Below are 709 nucleotides of genomic sequence, written 5' to 3' on the forward strand. Positions count from 1 at the left end.
ATTGCTACAATCCCGGTGCAGGCAAACGCGAAGACGACGATGGCATTGGTAAAACTATTAGTGGCCATTCGTAGTTCCTTTCGAATTGATGATCTTGGAAAACAGTGCGTCCGCCTCTTCTTTGCTCAGCGCATTTGGAGCCAGCATCTCGCGCAGCTGGTCGATGTGCTTCTGAACGGCGGGATCGTGCTGTAACCCGGCATTCTCCAAAATCTCCCGAAGCTCGATCTTTACGTGCGGCCCGCCATGGGTCGGACAGTTTTGCGCAGCCACTGGAAGGGCCACCGCACAGCTTGCGAGAACAAGCACGGGTTTGATTGCTCGTGACATCATGATCCGGCCCCTCACACTTTGCCGATACTGAGGGGCGGGGTTGTTGCGAGGCCGGTTTGAGGCACGGGCTCAGCCTCCGAGATGTTGCACCTGGCCTTCAGCTCGCGCGGCGGATTGACGACATCCCCGGCAATCGTGCAGGCCCCGAGCAGGGGCAGGGCAAGGATGAGGACAACAGGTATGCGGATCATTGGAAATGCTCCTCTGAGGGGGTGGGGGTCATGAAGGCATCGAGCCAGCCGGTTTCGCCGTACCTGGCGCGCAGCTGGTCCATCTCGGCAATGCTGTCACCTGTGGCCGACAGCACCCGGTAAAATGGCGCGGGAAGGTCGAGCCTTGTGGAGACAATGGCAGAGCCCTTTCCGTCACTGATCAG

The 709-nt window shown here is 58.8% G+C and carries 3 protein-coding genes; 1 reads left to right on the forward strand and 2 read right to left on the reverse strand.

The features are described from left to right. Positions 1-195: hypothetical protein (locus tag ACR0JF_RS23340; RefSeq protein ID WP_480670129.1), on the forward strand; the 195-nt coding region annotated here is incomplete at its 5' end. Between the two features lie 149 nt (positions 196-344). On the opposite strand, the gene ACR0JF_RS23345 is transcribed toward ACR0JF_RS23340, so the two are convergent. Both ACR0JF_RS23345 and ACR0JF_RS23350 read right to left on the reverse strand, forming a co-directional pair. Then, on the reverse strand, positions 345-524 hold the full coding sequence (locus ACR0JF_RS23345) for a hypothetical protein (protein ID WP_480669368.1): 180 nt from the start codon (positions 522-524) through the stop codon (positions 345-347). After that, positions 521-709, reverse strand: a 189-nt coding sequence (locus ACR0JF_RS23350) for a hypothetical protein (protein ID WP_480670131.1), incomplete at its 5' end; no start/stop codon positions are given. The genes ACR0JF_RS23345 and ACR0JF_RS23350, both read right to left, overlap by 4 nt.

Source organism: Ruegeria sp. BG11 (assembly GCF_056538565.1).